Consider the following 16,968-nt stretch of genomic DNA (forward strand, 5'->3'; position numbering starts at 1 on the left):
GAACTGATCTTGCGCCGCTTATTCACTTTTCTTTTTATGGCAATGCTCGTCTCTGGCTGCAGCCGGGAAATGGTCGAATCAACACTTGGGGTGAGTTATGAAACCACCAACCGTTTTGCTAAAAACCTCGCTCCGCTGCCGGGTCAGTTTGAAAAAGACTTTGCCGCACTCGATAAACTGATCAACAGTTTCAGCGGAGACATTGAGGTACGCTGGGGTAAAGACGAAGTCTACATTTCCGGTAAGCGCGATTACGTAAAATACACCGACAACTACATGAGCCGTGCCCGCGTCGATTTCGCCAACGGCCTAGTCACCATCGAAACCGTCGCCACTACTGAGCCAAAACAGCATCTCAAACAGGCAATCGTCACCACCCTTTTGACGCCAAACGATCCTGCGTCGGTCGATCTTTATTCCGCCGCTGATGTCCCTCTATCCGGCGCGCCTTTCTTGCAAGGGCAGATTTTGGATCAAGACGGAAAAGAGATCGCATGGGAATGGCGCGCCAATCGCTACGCCGATTATCTGGTCGCCAATAAAATCAAAACCAAATCGCTGCGATTTCAGAAGGTTTTCTACGTCGAAATCCCTATGGTGAAAGATCACTCCCGCAAACGTCGCTATCAGTATGCTGACCTTATTCGTGATGCTTCACGTCGCTATGGCATCTCCGAAGAGCTGATTTACGCCATCATCAAAACCGAAAGCAGCTTCAACCCTTACGCCGTGAGTTGGGCCAATGCGTATGGTTTGATGCAAGTGGTGCCAAAAACAGCAGGACGAGATGTGTTTAAACTGGTGAAAAAGCGCCCGGGTGAGCCTTCGCCGGAGTACCTCTTCGACCCGGCAAAGAATATTGATGCGGGTACCGCGTATTTCTACATTTTGAAAACGCGATACCTGAAAGATGTTCGCGATCCGCTGTCAAAACACTACAGTATGATCTCTGCCTATAACGGCGGAACCGGTAATGTGTTGAAAACCTTCCATCGTTCTGATCGAAAACGGGCAATGAACGATTTAAACCGCTTAAATCCTAATCAAGTGTATTGGGCATTAACCAATAAACACCCGTCGTCAGAGTCGAGACGTTATCTTCAAAAGGTCACTAAGTTCCAAAAAGAATTTCGTTCTATGCAATAAAAACGCGGGAAACACTGGAAAAGCTGAGGCTTTTTAAACCAAACAGGTGAAAAAGCCATCAAACGGTCTTATTTGACGTTTTTTTTAAAAAAAGGTGTTGACGGTAAGCCTCAAAATCCGTTTAATGCACCTCGTTGCCTCGATAGCTCAGTTGGTAGAGCAGGGGATTGAAAATCCCCGTGTCGGTGGTTCGATTCCGCCTCGAGGCACCATATTCAGTGAAATGGTGCAGATACAACAGCAACGTTTCCACGGTTTGTGTGCCGGCTTAGCTCAGTTGGTAGAGCAACTGACTTGTAATCAGTAGGTCACCAGTTCGACTCCGGTAGCCGGCACCACTTTTTTGATGTAGAGTCTTGCGCTTACATCATTGCCTCGATAGCTCAGTTGGTAGAGCAGGGGATTGAAAATCCCCGTGTCGGTGGTTCGATTCCGCCTCGAGGCACCATTATTAAAAATGGTGTTTGATAAGATAACTTATCGACAACATACAATTCCCCCTTAGTTCAGTCGGTAGAACGGCGGACTGTTAATCCGTATGTCGCTGGTTCAAGTCCAGCAGGGGGAGCCACTTAAGAAGCCTAGTCGAAAGACTGGGCTTTTTTTCGTCTGTATGTTGGCGCGTTGCGCCAATATGTCACTGATGGTAGGCCGCCCTGCCTACGCGCCGGATTAGAGTCCATCAGCTAATAACGTAAAAAAGCCCGCTGTTTCCAGCAGACTTCTTTATCTTTGATTTACAACTCCCAATATCAGGCGTTGTATTCCATGCCCGCTGATAAGCGGAATGTGCCACGCGCAGTGCGTCCTTCATCAAGGTAGGAAAAGTCTTCGCACAGCTCTGTGACCAAGGCTATTCCCCGGCCGCAGCGGGCGACTGAGTCTTCGAGCGTGCTGTCACTTTCTTCGTAATAGAAGCCTTCCCCGTTGTGAGAGACGTAAAAAGTAAGTTCACGCTTAACCGGATTAAACGAAATCCCCACTTCCATAAAAGCGAAGCTGTCTAACGCATCAAGACGGGATTGGCGCTCGATGTAATAATCCAGAAAACCTTCATCATCGACTTTTAGATCAGAGGCCAGTTTCAGAAGACCATGTTCCAACGCATTATTGGCAAGCTCTGACATGATGGTACACATCAAATCCAGATCGATATTGCTTCCCAGCGTGCCCTTGAGCATGCGGCGGATTTCTCCCACCAGATTGACCTTTCTAAGCTCATTGGCACCAAAGTAAACCGTTAGCTGAGCGGGAGAGCGTCTGTCGTAAAAGTCCGGATCGCCTGGTTGCAATTCAACGCGACTGAAAATAGGGGCTGTCATTTCAAGCATCGACATATCATCCCCGACACCACCACCTTTGGTGAAATTGCCCACATGGTCACGCGTGACGTCGATGATGCTTGGCATGTTGTCTGAAAAGATCGCTTCCAGTCCTTCTTCGCCCAGCTCTCTACCATCAGCATCGCGTGCTTCGATGACACCATCAGTAAAGAAAAACAGCTTGTCCCCTTCATCCAAACGCAGCGCAACCAGGTTGGCTTCAAACTCATCAGAGTCCATCGCCCCCAGCGCCATATGTGCAGACGGCAGTCTCGCCTTGATGTCACCGTTTTTATCGAGCAGGTAGCCGTCCGGCATTCCCCCACCCCACCAATTCACTTCGAGCCCGTTGGCAGACACTTCGAGCAAATTGGCGGCGACCAACATGCCGGGAGGAAGAAATTTTTTCAGCGTTTCATTCATTTCTTTCACGATGTCGCCCAGAGCGAAACCGTGTTTAGTCATGGCAAAAAACGCCTTGGTGGCAGGAATGGTCGAAATGGCGGCAGGTAGGCCATGGCCGGTCGCATCCGCAAGCATGGCATAAATGCCACCCTGAGGTCTTGGCGTGACCAGCACAACATCGCCGTTGAAGTTGGTGAACGAGCTGGTATAGAACTCAACCCCTTCCGCTTCCTGATAACAGGCCTGCATCAGGTTACTGAAGATGGTTTCTGCCATGGTGTGCTCATACAGGGTATGCGCCTGAAAATGCTTGAGCTTGTCACGCTGTTCAGAAACCTCGTTATACAAACGGATGTTACGGCAGTGGGCGCGAACTTTGGCCACAATGGTAGTACGGCTGACCGGCTTGGTCAGGAAGTCATCCCCCAGCGTCATACAACGGTTGAAGGCATCGTTATCCGTAATCCCGGTCAAAAACACAATCGGCAAGTACTGGGATTTGTAACGCATGCGGATTTGCTTGGCCGCTTCAAACCCATCCATCACTGGCATCAGAACATCCATAATGACCAGATTGGGCAGCTCGTCGAGCGACTCCAGCATATCCAATGCCATCTGACCGTTATCCGCGATCAGCAACTCTTCAAATTCATCCTTGAGTACGTGCTCAAGGAAGCATTGCAGCGAGACTTCGTCTTCAACAATTAACGCTTTCACCCGCCACCTCCGAAAATCGAATTACTCGATGATAAATTTCTTTTCGAAACGGGCGATCACCAACACACGTTTTATCTGTGGCATGGTGTTGATCAGGCGGATATCGCCTTCCTTTTTGTTGAGGAAGCTTTGCATATTCAGCAGCATGCCAAGTCCCGCACTGTCAATGTATTCGGTACCGCGAAAATCGACCACGATATCCTTGCCCTGACAATCGGTGTAGGCATCCCGAAACTCCTGTACAACGCTGAAGTCAAATTGCCCGTTAACATGGATTACGACTGACTTGCCGTCATTTTTTTCTTCACGACTGATGGCCATAGTGTCTCCTAAAACAATTCGATGTCGCCTTCATCTGCAGACATTTGTTTTGCCGGTGCTCGCTCCGCTGAGCCAGCCATTTCTTCGATATCGTCGACTGCTTGGTGCAGCGCGACCCAATCCACATTGCCAGACTCCAAGCTCGCCATGATGAGGGCGTTCAGGTCTTCCAAAATGTGGAGGTTGTTCAATACGTGTTGACCCTGCTGTGACACGATGTCCGCAAACTGCAGGCCCTGAATACTCTTCGATACTTCAGCACGCACCGCATCACCCTGCTCAGTCATCTTGCCAATCTCCAGTGTGACCTGGTGATTAACTTCCTGAACCCCTTTTAAGAGGGATTCAATGCGTGTTTTAGATTCAATTGATGTCGTCATATCAAGAGTGGCAATCTCACCCACAATTGCGCTGGTCTGTTTCACCGTGTCTTGCGCAAGGTTGATATCGCGGTGGATTTCACTGTTGAGTGACGTCGCACGGTTTGCCAAATCGCGAACCTCTGCCGCCACCACACCAAAGCCTCTGCCCAACTCACCTGCACGGGCGGCCTCAATCGCCGCATTCAACGCCAGCAGGTTGGTTTGGTCAGACATCGCCTGCACCTGATCAAGTAGACCGAACACCGCCTGCAGTTTTTCCGACATGTCATGAATGCAGTGAATCGCCGTAATGGACTTCTCTGATACCTGCACCAAAAGATCAATGTACTGGTCAATAGCCTGCTCAGTTTCAGGCAACACTTTGGCTAGGTTGAACTCACTTTCCTGATTGTTCAGAAGATCTGTCACCATGTGCTTTGCCAGAGTGGATTGCTCCGCTACCGCGCGCTCCATACCAAAGAAGCTGGAGTTCAGATTGTGCACAGAGTCGTTGATCACTTCCTGCTGCCTGTCGAGTTGCTCCCGAATCGGGATCAATTCAATATTCAGAATGCTGTGAATCTTGCGCAGAATAGCCGTTGATTCATAGGAGACACTATTGTCATCCTGCGGCACTTCAACGGCAGGCTCTGCCTCAACGCGCTCCACCTTCCCACCTTGTTTGACCAACAACAACACAGCCAAAGACACAATGACCGCTGCAGATATCGTTAACGGTGTTTGTGTAATGACCAGCGGATAACAACCCGCTGCAATGCCCAATAATGCGATGAACCATCTCACACTTTGTTTACCCATATACTTTGCCTACTAGGTAAGTCGCGACTTTTTCCAACGGCAGCACTTGCTGTGCTGCTTCTATTTCTACTGCAGCTTTTGGCATGCCCCACACCACAGAGCTTTTTTCATCCTGTGCAACGGTCACCGCACCCGCATGTCGCATTTCCAACATGCCTTGCGCGCCATCTTTGCCCATGCCTGTAAGCAGAATCGACAGCGCGCGGCTACCTGCTGCTTCTGCCACAGAAGAAAACATCACATCAACAGACGGCTTATGGCGCTGCACTGGCTCACCGTCACTTCTCACGCAGTAGTAGCGACCAGAGCGTTTAACGACCTGCATGTGAAAATCACCGGGTGCGACATACACCCGCCCGTTTACAAGCGGCGCTTTATCAGAGGAAAGTTCTTCAACATGGAGCTTGGAGGCACGGTTAAGCCGCTCGGCGAAAGATTTACTGAATACCGCTTTGATGTGCTGGGTGATAACAATCGGCGGCATCATCTCTGGCAGAGCTTCCAGAACATGCCGGATAGCTTCAGTTCCACCAGTGGATGCACCAATCGCAATAATGTCGAAATCAGAACGAAGGTTTCGGCCAGAAACACTGATATCAGATTGTTGGCGATGCGTTGCGCCCGCAATATTTGCCGTAGCCGCCATCTTCACCTTCTCTATCACTAACTGGCGATAGTGGCTCATTTCAGCGGCGACGTTTTCTGTTGGCTTTGGAAAGTAATCGACCGCACCAAGATCCAGAGCCGCCAAGGTCGCATCAGCACCGTGCTGGGTAAGCGTTGAGATCATCACCACAGGCATGGGGTGGAGCCGCATCAGGTTGCGCAGGAATTGCACACCATCCATCTTGGGCATTTCAATGTCCAAGGTGATCACATCTGGTTTGAGTTTTTTAATTTTTTCCCGCGCTTCATAAGGATCAACCGCGGCACCCACCACCTCAAGTTGAGGATCAGAATCGATAATTTCACTGAGCAATGCTCTAAATACGGCAGAGTCATCGACAATCAGTACTCTATGTACTTTTTTTCCCATTAGAAAAGCTCCGCACTATCGTCATCATCTCTTTTCGCCTCATTGACCAGGCGACGTTTATAGCTGATCTCTTCTGCTTCTACCTCTGCACGATATCCACGCAGCTTTTTGACCCAGGCTTTTCCCGTGATCGGATCGAAAACCACCTTTCGTGGAAACTCGCTGCCCAAATCCTCTCCTGCCAGATTCAGGCCTTCGTTTTTCACATAATTTCGGATGAACTCAATGTTCTTCTCACCCACATTGGCTTGCTTGCCCGTCCCCATTACCATGCCACCGCCAAAGAGCTTTACCCGTAGTCGGCTTTTAACAGCGCCCTGCTGGATCAGGGTATTTATCAAAAGCTCCATGGCATAGTTGCCATATCGCGCAGCATTAGAGCGCCATTGAGTCGGATCCCATCCCTCAATATTGTCGGCATCCCCAAACGGCAACATAAAGTGATTCATTCCCCCAAGTTCGATGAAGGGATCCCACACACACGCAGAGATGCAGGATCCCAGCCCGGTCGAAATCAATTCACGCTCGGTCGTGACATACACTTCTCCGGGCTGAATCTTTACCATCATCATTTGCTTACCGGGGTGATAAAACCGCCTCGCCCCTGCCCCAATCGGACAACCGGTAAGCTCCAAAATCTTGTGCATAGGGAGCTCTACTCGATGTTAATGCTGCTAGGGTCTGTTGACCTTTGGTGATCCTGAAGTCAGGGTTTGCGAAACATGGTTTGACCCAGGTTCTCAAACCGGCTTCCCATCTGTCCGATACTTTCTGAATGACCGATAAATAAAATGCCGCCGCTGGCGAGCTTTTCCCAATAACGTTCTATCAGCATCTGCTGAACGTCTTTCTCAAAGTAAATCATGACATTACGGCAGAAAATAGCATCAAGCGGGCCTTTATGGGGCCAGTTCCCCATCAGATTCAATTGCTTGAACGTAATGGCCTGTTGCAACAAGGGCTTCACTTTCAAAAGCTCCTGCTTCTTGCCTTTACCGCGAATGAATCCATGTTTAAGCATTGGGTCAGGAATGGCCTTCATCGCCTCAATGCCATACGTCCCGTTTCTCGCCACTTCGAGTACTTGCGTGTCGAGGTCCGTTGCCAGAATCTTGCAATCATAATTGGGCGTTAACACACCACATGCCGCTAATGTTGACGCGATGGTGTAAGGCTCTTCACCGGTTGAGCAACCTGCTGACCAAATACGGATACGGCGCTTTTTCTGCTGCTGCCACTCTGGCACCATGGTGTTCACTATGTAGTCAAAGTGATGCTTCTCGCGAAAGAACTGGGTTTTATTGGTCGTGAGGGCGTTGATAAACGCCACCCGCTCATCAAGGTCATTTTCCACCCGGTAGAAATAATCCTTGAAGTTATCCAACCCGGTTCGACGGAGTCTGCGCGCTAACCTACCGTAGACCATCGAAGTTTTGCGCTCAGAGAGAGAAATCCCCGTCTCTCTGAGCATAAAGTCCTGAATGAACTTGAAGTCCTTATCAGTAAACTCAAACTCGCGCTGCTCTTCGATTTGGCTCAGCGCCTGAATGGCGTTCACTGTTAGAATTCCTCCCAGTCATCTTCATCTGCCATCGGCGATGCAGCTGGCGTTGGTGCATTCACTGCCTTTTTCACCGGAGCAGGCGCTGGTGCTCTCGGCGCGGCAGGTGCACTACCCGTGAAGCTTTTGATCGGTTCCTTGCTGGCGCTGAAGCCCGTTTTGCTGCTATCGACCTGGAAGAAACCAATCAGGTTGAGAAGCTCACTGCCCTCGTCACGGAGCGATTGGCTCGCCGCAGAGGCTTCTTCCACCAATGCTGCGTTTTGCTGGGTCATCTCATCCATCTTGACCACCGCTTTCGATATTTCATCGATACCCGTCGCTTGCTCCTGACTTGCAGAGTTGATCTTGCCAATCAGGGTGCTGACTTCACCGACAGCGTCCACGATCTCGTTGAGCATTTCGCCGGACTCATCCACCAGCCTTGAGCCCTCAGATACTTTCTCCACACTGTCTTTAATGAGGTCTTTGATTTCTTTCGCTGCACCTGCGCTTCGCTGCGCGAGATTACGCACTTCACCTGCAACCACCGCAAATCCACGGCCCTGCTCACCGGCTCGGGCCGCCTCTACCGCAGCGTTCAGTGCCAGCAGGTTGGTCTGGAACGCAATTTCATCAATCACGCTAATGATGTCGGAGATACGCTTACTCGCTTTGTTAATCTCCCCCATCGCCTGCACGGTCTGTTTCACCACTTCACCGCCTTTCTGGGCTTTGGTACTGGCATCTTGCGACAGGCGGTTAGCAGAATTGGCGCTTTCTGCATTTTGCTTCACGGTTGAGGTCATCTCCTCCATGCTGGCGGCTGTCTGCTCAAGGCTTGCTGCCTGCTCTTCGGTACGCTCACTCAGGTCTGAGTTACCCTCAGCGATTTCACCGGAAGCCGACGCCACACGCGCTGAAGAAGCCGTGATTTTTTCCACCATGTCACGAAGGTTAGTGATGGAGGTATTCACCGCATCACTCAGTTGGGCAAAGTCGCCTTTATAGTCTTCCGGCATGTTCACTTTGAGGTTACCGGTCGACACTTGGGACATGACGTCCTTGCAGTTATTCAGCGGCGAAGCCATAGAGTCGAGCAGGCCGTTTATGCCCTCACTGAGGTTCGCCATAAAGCCGCTGTATTTTGAAGTATCGATGCGGGAATCAAGACGCCCTTCAGACGCTGCTTCAATCAGCCCCTGAACATCGCGCTGACCTGCCATTTGCTCAGTGATGTCTTCCCATTGCAGCGCGGGGCCAATGTAGTTTCCTGCTGCGTCATACATCGCGATACAGGTCAGGGTGAACTCAAGCTCACCGACCTTGATGTCTGCGGTGTACGGCAAGCGATCGGGGTTACCGATAATGCCCCGTTGGTGCGCCGGGTTCTTATGGAAGATATCGATATTTTTACCCACCAAGTTGTCGGCCTGAAAACCCGGGAAAATACCGCGCAAGTCGCTTTCGCGACTGCGTAGCAGGTTCTTCAATGCAGGGTTGTAGTAGGTAATATTGCCGTCTTTGTCCGCCATCATGATGTTAGTGGTCATGCCTTCAACGGCAGAGACTAAACGGCCAACTTCCACTTCACGTTCACGCTCAGCGGTCACATCGCGCCACTCAAGGCTGTTACCGATGTAATTGCCACTGGCATCCACAATAGCTGCCACGTTCAGTTCGATGACGATACCAGCAACCTGAATATCAGTTTTGTATGGCAGGTTATTAGGGTCAGAAAGCAGCTGGCGCTGATGAGCCGGATTTTTGTGGAATTCGTCAATGCAGCGCCCCATTAACCAATCTTTCGTCGCCATGAAGCCAGGCCAGACTTGTTTGAATGACGCTTGATGAGTTTCGAACAACCTGACAGTTTCTTCATTGATATAGGTAATGGCAAAGTCTCGATCAATAAGCACCATCGCCGTCAGTGATTGATCAATCGCCGCTTGCAATTGGGCGCGCTCATTGTCCGCTTTCAGATCCTCGGTAATGTCATCCCACTCCAGCGTGTTGCCGATGTAATCACCGTTCTCGTCGGTGACAGCACCAACAACAAGCTTGAGCGTGACATCTTCTACCTGGATGTTGGTTTCGTAGGGAAGATTCGCCGGGTTCGAGAGCATCTGTCGCTGGTGCGCTGGATTGGAATGGAACATGTCAATGCAGGTTCCCTCTATCCAGTCTTTGTCCGCACGGAAGCTCGGCCATTTCGATCGGAAAAGGGCTTCATGCGTCTTCAACAATTCCACCGATTTGTTGTTCACATAGAAGACCTTAAAATCGCGATCGACCATCATCAGCGCCGTCTGCGCTGTATCCAGTGCGGACACGATGTGCGCCTTTAAACCCTGATCTTTTTGTGTGTTTTCAGCTGCAGCTGTTTGCTCTTTCTTCCACCACGACATAATTGTTATTCCTCGCTAACCAGATCTGGCTGCGTTACTTCATGCAACTCGTCAAAATCGAACAGTTTTTCTAAACGGATTAACACCACATGCTTACCATCTACTGAGGCGATACCTTCGATGTACCGCTCATCGATTTTCACAAAGCCGGGTGCAGACTTTATTTGGCTCGCTGAAAGCTGATAAACCTCAGCAACCGCATCCACAATGACACCAAGGGACTGACCTTTGGCATTTCGCACAATCACCACAACGGTGGTTTTGCTGAGCACAGACGGATCCATACTGAAACGCTGCCTGAGATCCACAATGGGAATGTATTCCCCACGCAGTTCAAGCACGCCCAACAAATAGCTCTCGCTATTAGGGAGCTTTCGGACTTCTGACCATCCACGTACTTCTTTCACATCAAGGATGTTCAATCCATATTCTTCTTCATCAATGAGGAAGCTGAGGTATTCCATAACGTCTTCTGACATAACCCCTCCTTAATGCACCAGGTTGTCGATATCGAGCAGCGCATCCACATCCAGGAGGCTCATTACCTGCGCATCCACATTAAGTAAGCCGCTGACAAACGGCATCACAACAGAGTCACCGATAGGTGGGATCAGGTTATTGTTTCCCATGTCGATCACGTCCGACACGGCATCAACAACAATCCCCATCATGCGATGACCTGCGTTTTCACCCGCTTTGAGGATCAGCACCACGGTCGTGGGCAGATACTCCACTTTGCCGATATTGAAGCGCACACGGAGATCCATAATCGGCACGATCATTCCGCGAAGGTTGATCACGCCGAGAATAAATTCGGGAGCGCGTGGAATGAGTGTGGGTGATTCCCAAACGCGAATCTCTTCGACAGTTTGGATGTCAACGCCATACAACTCATGGGCGAGATCAAAGCTCAGGAAGTCAGAACCTTGCAGCCTGTCCTCACTTTCCATCACGCCTTCTTTACTCTCTGCTACAGCCAGGGCTTGCTCGCTCATTTGCTCCTCCTATGCCGCAATATGGTTGTTGGCGTCGCCTACGCGACTCAGGAAACCCGTCATCAACCCCTGCACATCCAGGATGAGGGAAACGGAACCGTCACCAAGAATCGTCGCCCCCGAGATCCCGTTGACACGGGTGTAGTTAGACTCGAGGCTCTTGATCACCACCTGTTGCTGCCCAAGCATTTCATCAAGCAACAATCCAATGCGGTTTCCACCCGCTTCGACCAGACATAACAATTGCTTGTCGAGCGCGCCCGATTCACCAAGGCAAAACTCTTCTTTCAGGCGAAGGATGGGAATGTTTTCGTCACGCAGGCGATAAAGCTCAACGCCTCCGGTCGCGACTTTGACGCGATCCGATTCGATCTGGATAGATTCGATGATGGAAATGAGCGGAACGACAAAGACCTGATCGGCCAGTTTGACCAATTGACCATCAAGGATAGCCAGAGTAAGTGGCAGACTGATGCGGAACACGCTGCCTTCATCAGGCTTGGAATCCACTTCAATGTGACCGCCAAGATCTTCGATGTTCCGCTTCACCACATCCATCCCGACACCACGGCCAGAGACATCAGAGACCACTTCTGCCGTAGAGAAGCCCGGCGCGAAGATCAGGTTGTATACTTGGTGATCGGAAAGATCGTCAATCGACGTGTCGGCATGCAACAAGCCTTTCTCGATGGCTTTCTTCCACACTCTTTCTTTATTCAGACCGGCACCGTCATCACGCACTTCAATGACGATGGAGCCGCCCTGATGGTAGGCGTAAAGATTGACGCGCCCTGTTTCGGATTTCCCTTTAGAGGCGCGTACATCCGGCGCTTCCAAACCATGGTCAACCGCGTTACGCACCAGGTGAACTAATGGGTCTGTGATTCGCTCCAGCACGGTCTTATCGAGTTCGGTTTGCTCACCTTCGATGATCAGTTCAACGTTTTTACCCAACTGGGAAGACAGATCGCGGATTAGACGCGGGAAGCGGTTAAACGCAAAACTGATGGGCAGCATGCGGATATTCAGCACACTCTCCTGCAGCTCTTTGGTGTTTTGCAGCAGTTGATCCAACCCTGCTTGCAGGCGTTCAAGCTTGCTTTCAGAAAAATTCTGGCTGAGCTCAGTGAGCATGGACTGTGTGATGACCAGCTCACCGACGAGGTTGATGAGATTATCGACCTTGTCGATCTCAACACGGATGGAGGAAACTGCATCGGCTTTGGATGCTGGTGCTTTCGCAGGCGCTTTTGGTTTGGCTGCAGTCGCTGGTTCTGGCGAATTTTCTGCTGGTGCCGCCGAAGATTCAGGGCTTGCCTGCTCAACAGAAGGCTCTTCCGCTTGAGTGATTTCCAAATCACATTCGTCTTCTACCCATTCAAAGATTTCTTCAATCTGATCACGGGTAATGACGCTGTCGACGGTGATTTTCCAGCTGAGATAGCACATCTCAGGCTCAATTTCACCGAGGGCCGGCAATTTGTCCTGAATACATTCGATAATACAGTCAGCACCAAGGTCGAACATCTCGCGAAGGATTCGAACCGGATCGTTGCCTGAGAAAAACATCTCTGTATGGGGTGTGAAGAGTACGATCCAATCCCCTGCACCGTTGTTCTGCTCCGGTGCTGGTTCATCCACTTTGGCTGCTGGAGCGGCACCACCGGAAGACGGGCCACCATTAAGCAACTCGTTCAATTGGTCTGTCAGTGCGTCTCTTAATACGTGGTCGAAGTCTGTATCAGTTTCATAAGCCACCAGCATGCTGTTGATGCAATCGCCCCCTTTGAGGAGCAAATCAATGGTAGCTGCATCAAGACGACGCTTCCCTTCCCTGGCTTCGTCGAGCAGTGTCTCCATGACATGAGTAAACTGGCTGATCTCATTGAGATTAAAGGTCGCACCACCGCCTTTTATCGAGTGAGCAGCCCGGAAAATGGTGTTGATAATATCAAGATCAACGTCTGCATCCGGGTCAAGGGCAAGCAGCTCACGCTCCAGGACTTCAAGGTTCTCACGACACTCCTCATAGAAAATCCGGCGCAGTTGGTCCATGTCCAAAGCCATAGCGGTCTCCTTGGTTGAACACTTAAATAACGCGTTGTAGGGTCTTCAACAGAGTGTCAGGGTTGAACGGCTTAACAATCCAGCCAGTGGCGCCGGCAGATTTACCCATACTCTTTTTCTCTGCCGACGTTTCAGTGGTCAGCATCAGAATCGGTGTGAATTTGTATTGCGGTACAGCGCGTACCTGACGGACAAATTCCAGTCCATCCATGTTTGGCATGTTGACGTCGGAGATAATGACATCGTATTGGCCCGACTTGGCTTTTTGCAGCGCTTCAGCGCCGTCGTTGGCGGTTTCTACCTGATAGCCCGCTTCTTTGAGCGTGTGGCTTACCATTGACGAATAGATACAGAATCGTCCGCAGCTAGAATTTTTCGCATACTGTCACCCTGATTGAACTACCTGAAAAACTTACTCAGCAAAATCGACCAAACCTAACGGCTCAACCAATCCTAATGTTTTTGCTGCTCCCACCAATTCACCGGACGCGCCTTCCCACTTCCAACTGATTGATTGGTTGTGGCAAAGGTTTCTGGCGGTAAGTAGGAGTTGTAATCCTGGTGCATCAACACGTGATACTTCGCTACCATCGATCAGCAAGCTGTCTGACTTCTCTAATTCGGCTTGCAGGCGATCTTTTAGGTCCATCACCTGTGTAATGTCTAGTTGTTCCCCCAATGAGAATCCCATCGCAGAATTCCCTCCCCTAACAATTGACTTACGTCGAAAAGTTTTATGTACCACTAAGTGTAGCAATAATGGGAAAAATGAAAGTTTTTTAACCAATTGGATTTATAGTGCGACATTCGGTAAGAATCCTGACACTTTTGACCAGAAGTCCTGTCATTTTCAAAACCGGAGTCCCTGTTTAAGTCCACACAGACCTGCCGGATATAACTGATAAGCTCATCACAACACTGTGAAAACTGGTCAAACCTGAATCAGCCTGATTTAAATCGCATCGAATCAGGTAAAAAAGCAGCAATCGAACAATTTGGGTGAGAAATTATTTTGACAAGAACCCAGCACTGCTATTTAATGGCGCCCGTTGCCTCGATAGCTCAGTCGGTAGAGCAGGGGATTGAAAATCCCCGTGTCGGTGGTTCGATTCCGCCTCGAGGCACCATATTCAGTGAAATGGTGCAGATACAACAGCAACGTTTCCACGGTTTGTGTGCCGGCTTAGCTCAGTTGGTAGAGCAACTGACTTGTAATCAGTAGGTCACCAGTTCGACTCCGGTAGCCGGCACCATCTAAAACAAAAAAGCCTCGTCATTGACGAGGCTTTTTTGTATCTGACCATAGAGACTAGAGACTAGAGACTAGAGACTAGAGACTAGAGACTAGAGACTAGAGACTAGAGACTAGAGACTAGAGACTAGAGACTAGAGACTAGAGACTAGAAGAATAATACCAACCAGTTTTTAGTCATCCTCTTTTCTCAAATCTCCAGTCTGCTCTTTCTCGCATCTACCTATCAATTAAATATCGATTGCAGCCAGCTTACCGGGTCGGGCTTGTCACACCGTTTACGCCAATGGCCTTTCGGGTCCCACATCGGCAACTTACTCTCGCTGAAGCAATCCGTCACAAACTGCCCTTCCCTGACCTGATACGGCACACTGGCAAGTTCAGAAGGCCAGTTCAGCGTCAAAGGCTCAGGTTGCCTTGCTTTGATGTAATCCGCATACAAACGTAAAGCACCGGATGAGCCAGTCAGTTTGGTCGACTTGTTATCATCGCGGCCTAGCCAGACCGTGACCACTTCACGGCCATCAATGCCGACATACCAGCTGTCACGGTTGTTGTCTGTGGTACCGGTTTTGCCCGCAAGACCTGCCCAACCAAAAGAAGGGTTGAGATAGCGCCCTGTGCCGGTTCTTACCACTTCCTTCATCGCGTATATGGTCAGCCAGCTTGCCTGCTCAGAGACTGTCTGACTCGACTTCGGCCAATTTCGGTAAAGCACCTGACCATCTCGCGTCACCACTGCACGCAACGCTGTTAAATCAGCTTTCCGTCCACCACTGCCGATGGTCTGGAACATTTGCGTGACTTCCATCGGCGTCAGAGTAAATGCACCGAGAAGCAACGACGGCACTCGGGTGATTTGGTCGGGGTCGACACCCAGTTCTTCATAAGTATCAATCACCGTTCCCAAGCCCACAGCCAAACCGAGATTAACCGTCGGAATGTTGTAAGAATGCGCCAGCGCTTTTAGCAAAGGCACTTGACCACGGAATTTTCGGTCGTAGTTGCGCGGCTTCCACTCGCTGCCCTGATCGCCTTTGAGGACGATGGGTTTATCATCCAATGGTGACGCCAGATTGTATTTGTCAGGATCAGACAATGCCGCCAGATACACAGCCGGTTTGGAAAGCGAGCCAATCTGTCGGCTACCATTGAGTGCCCGGTTGAAACCCGCATAACCAGGGCGGCTGCCTCCGACCATGGCACGAATCTCCCCACTTTGGCGGTCTGCAATTACCACTGCCGCTTCCAGATCTTTTCCGGCAACTTTCTTCAGTTGGTCGACCTTCTTAACCACGGTTTTATCGATGATCGACTGAGACAAAGGATCCAGCGTACTGAACACGCGAAGACCACTCTCCGGATTGAATTGGCTGCCAACGCGCTCGCGGATTTCGCGGGTCAGTTGTTCAAAGTAAGCAGGCTGTCGACTGTTAATGCTTGGTGATTTCTGAATGCCAAGCTTGCGCCCCGCAGCTTCTGCGTATTGCCCAGAAGAGATAACACCACTTTCCATCATCATACGAAGGATAAGGTCACGCCTTTCCTGCACACGCTCTGGATAGCGCCAAGGGTTGTAATAAGAAGGACCTTTCACGATGCCCACCAGCAACGCCAACTGGTCAATGCTGAGCTCTTCAATTGGACGACCAAAGTAAAGGCGCGCTCCTAAGGGGAAACCATGGACGCCCTTGCCGCGCGCCTGCCCCAGATACACTTCGTTCAGGTAGGCTTCGAGAAGTCGGTCTTTGCTGTAGCGATAGTCCAGCAGCACGGCGATATAAGCTTCCTGCGCTTTACGCCACAAGGTTCGGTCGCGGGTGAGAAACAGGTTTTTGCCAACTGTTGGGTGAGAGTTGAACCGCCCTGCACCGTTCGGCCTGCTTTGAGGTTGACCACCAATGCACGGGCAATCGCAAGGGGAGATACGCCATCATGGTGATAGAAGTTTCTGTCTTCTGTGGTCAGTAGCGCATCAACCAGAAACTCAGGGAATCGCTCACGAGGCAGGAAAATACGCTGCTCGTCCGTGTTCGACTCCATCGTGCCTAACAGCTTGGGTTCGATTCTTAGATAACCCAGTTGCTTACCACTGTCGAGCTGCTTAAGGCTTTGCACGCCTTCTCCAGAGAAGGAGATCATTACATGTTGCGCCTGCTCAGGGCCGTCTTCAAATTCAAAAGGACGACGGATTATCTCGACGCGGGTTTTCGATGCGGAATACTCACCCGGCCGGCTTGGATTGCGCACACGCTTATAGTTGAGGATGTCGAGCTCGCGCTTCAGGGTATCAATGGTAACGGCCTCTCCGGGTGCAAGATGCAGAATGCGTCCATATACCACGGCAGGCAGCTGCCAGATTTGTCCGTCAAAGCGCTCCTGGATTTTGCTATCCAGATAAATACCCCAAATCGCCATGACTGCCACAAATACCAGCGTGCATTTAAAGCCAAAGGAGAGCAGTTTTTTGCCCCAGCCCTTTTTCGCCGGAGCCGTTTTCTTCTTGCCACCACGCGGGCTCGCCGTTTTGCGTCGCGTGCGGGGTTTGGTGTTCTTAGTTTCTTTTGTCATGAAGTCT

At 50.5% G+C, this 16,968-nt stretch carries 12 protein-coding genes, 6 tRNA genes and 2 pseudogenes; 7 read left to right on the forward strand and 13 right to left on the reverse strand.

All coding sequences use genetic code 11. The features are described 5' to 3' along the window. Nucleotides 1-36: 36 nt before the first annotated feature. The 5 genes from mltC (at nt 37) to G5S52_RS10850 (ending at nt 1,717) form a co-directional block, all read left to right on the forward strand. The gene (gene mltC, locus G5S52_RS10830) at nt 37-1,146 is read left to right on the forward strand and encodes a membrane-bound lytic murein transglycosylase MltC (protein ID WP_165013714.1); all 1,110 of its coding nucleotides are present in this window, start codon (nt 37-39) and stop codon (nt 1,144-1,146) included. 136 nt (nt 1,147-1,282) lie between these two features. Next, nucleotides 1,283-1,358, forward strand: a tRNA-Phe gene (locus tag G5S52_RS10835). A gap of 50 nt (nt 1,359-1,408) precedes the next feature. Further along, nucleotides 1,409-1,484 (forward strand) — tRNA-Thr (locus G5S52_RS10840). A gap of 34 nt (nt 1,485-1,518) precedes the next feature. Further along, nucleotides 1,519-1,594: transfer RNA gene (locus G5S52_RS10845), tRNA-Phe, on the forward strand. 47 nt (nt 1,595-1,641) lie between these two features. Continuing rightward, nucleotides 1,642-1,717, forward strand: a tRNA-Asn gene (locus G5S52_RS10850). A gap of 181 nt (nt 1,718-1,898) precedes the next feature. On the opposite strand, the gene G5S52_RS10855 is transcribed toward G5S52_RS10850, so the two are convergent. The 12 genes and pseudogenes from G5S52_RS10855 to G5S52_RS10910 all read right to left on the reverse strand — a co-directional run bounded on the left by G5S52_RS10855 (nt 1,899) and on the right by G5S52_RS10910 (nt 13,829). After that, nucleotides 1,899-3,590 carry a SpoIIE family protein phosphatase gene (locus tag G5S52_RS10855; RefSeq protein ID WP_165013489.1) on the reverse strand — a complete coding sequence of 564 codons (1,692 nt, stop codon included), beginning with the start codon at nt 3,588-3,590 and terminating at the stop codon, nt 1,899-1,901. A gap of 21 nt (nt 3,591-3,611) precedes the next feature. Next, on the reverse strand, nt 3,612-3,911 hold the full coding sequence (locus G5S52_RS10860) for an STAS domain-containing protein (RefSeq protein WP_002537468.1): 300 nt from the start codon (nt 3,909-3,911) through the stop codon (nt 3,612-3,614). 8 nt (nt 3,912-3,919) lie between these two features. Beyond that, nucleotides 3,920-5,092, reverse strand: a complete 1,173-nt coding sequence (locus tag G5S52_RS10865; protein WP_165013491.1) for a methyl-accepting chemotaxis protein — start codon at nt 5,090-5,092, stop codon at nt 3,920-3,922. After that, nucleotides 5,085-6,128 carry a protein-glutamate methylesterase/protein-glutamine glutaminase gene (locus G5S52_RS10870; RefSeq protein WP_165013493.1) on the reverse strand — a complete coding sequence of 348 codons (1,044 nt, stop codon included), beginning with the start codon at nt 6,126-6,128 and terminating at the stop codon, nt 5,085-5,087. The genes G5S52_RS10865 and G5S52_RS10870 overlap by 8 nt, the downstream gene beginning before the upstream one ends. Continuing rightward, the gene (locus tag G5S52_RS10875) at nt 6,128-6,775 is read right to left on the reverse strand and encodes a chemotaxis protein CheD (RefSeq protein WP_039849735.1); all 648 of its coding nucleotides are present in this window, start codon (nt 6,773-6,775) and stop codon (nt 6,128-6,130) included. The genes G5S52_RS10870 and G5S52_RS10875 overlap by 1 nt, the downstream gene beginning before the upstream one ends. Before the next feature lie 59 nt (nt 6,776-6,834). Further along, the gene (locus G5S52_RS10880; protein ID WP_165013495.1) at nt 6,835-7,686 is read right to left on the reverse strand and encodes a CheR family methyltransferase; all 852 of its coding nucleotides are present in this window, start codon (nt 7,684-7,686) and stop codon (nt 6,835-6,837) included. Between the two features lie 2 nt (nt 7,687-7,688). Further along, nucleotides 7,689-10,076 carry an aerotaxis transducer Aer2 gene (aer2, locus tag G5S52_RS10885; RefSeq protein ID WP_165013497.1) on the reverse strand — a complete coding sequence of 796 codons (2,388 nt, stop codon included), beginning with the start codon at nt 10,074-10,076 and terminating at the stop codon, nt 7,689-7,691. Nucleotides 10,077-10,081: 5 nt separating this feature from the next. Then, a complete protein-coding gene (locus G5S52_RS10890) occupies nt 10,082-10,555 on the reverse strand; it encodes a chemotaxis protein CheW (protein ID WP_002537459.1) in 474 nt (157 codons plus the stop codon). Nucleotides 10,556-10,564: 9 nt separating this feature from the next. Beyond that, nucleotides 10,565-11,071, reverse strand: a complete 507-nt coding sequence (locus G5S52_RS10895) for a chemotaxis protein CheW (RefSeq protein ID WP_046304369.1) — start codon at nt 11,069-11,071, stop codon at nt 10,565-10,567. A 9-nt stretch (nt 11,072-11,080) separates the two neighbouring features. Next, nucleotides 11,081-13,138, reverse strand: a complete 2,058-nt coding sequence (locus G5S52_RS10900) for a chemotaxis protein CheA (protein ID WP_165013499.1) — start codon at nt 13,136-13,138, stop codon at nt 11,081-11,083. 22 nt (nt 13,139-13,160) lie between these two features. Continuing rightward, nucleotides 13,161-13,519: pseudogene (locus G5S52_RS10905) on the reverse strand (response regulator). A gap of 31 nt (nt 13,520-13,550) precedes the next feature. Continuing rightward, nucleotides 13,551-13,829 (reverse strand): STAS domain-containing protein, encoded by a 279-nt coding sequence (locus G5S52_RS10910; protein ID WP_002537453.1) that lies wholly within the window; start codon nt 13,827-13,829, stop codon nt 13,551-13,553. A 360-nt stretch (nt 13,830-14,189) separates the two neighbouring features. On the opposite strand from G5S52_RS10910, the gene G5S52_RS10915 reads away from it, so the two are divergent. Further along, nucleotides 14,190-14,265, forward strand: a tRNA-Phe gene (locus G5S52_RS10915). A gap of 50 nt (nt 14,266-14,315) precedes the next feature. Continuing rightward, a tRNA-Thr gene (locus G5S52_RS10920) sits at nt 14,316-14,391 on the forward strand. Between the two features lie 225 nt (nt 14,392-14,616). Here G5S52_RS10920 and mrcB read toward each other — a convergent pair. Next, nucleotides 14,617-16,961: pseudogene (gene mrcB, locus G5S52_RS10925) on the reverse strand (penicillin-binding protein 1B). Nucleotides 16,962-16,968 lie beyond the last annotated feature (7 nt).

This window comes from Grimontia sedimenti (assembly GCF_011045095.1).
Classification (GTDB): domain Bacteria; phylum Pseudomonadota; class Gammaproteobacteria; order Enterobacterales; family Vibrionaceae; genus Enterovibrio; species Enterovibrio sedimenti.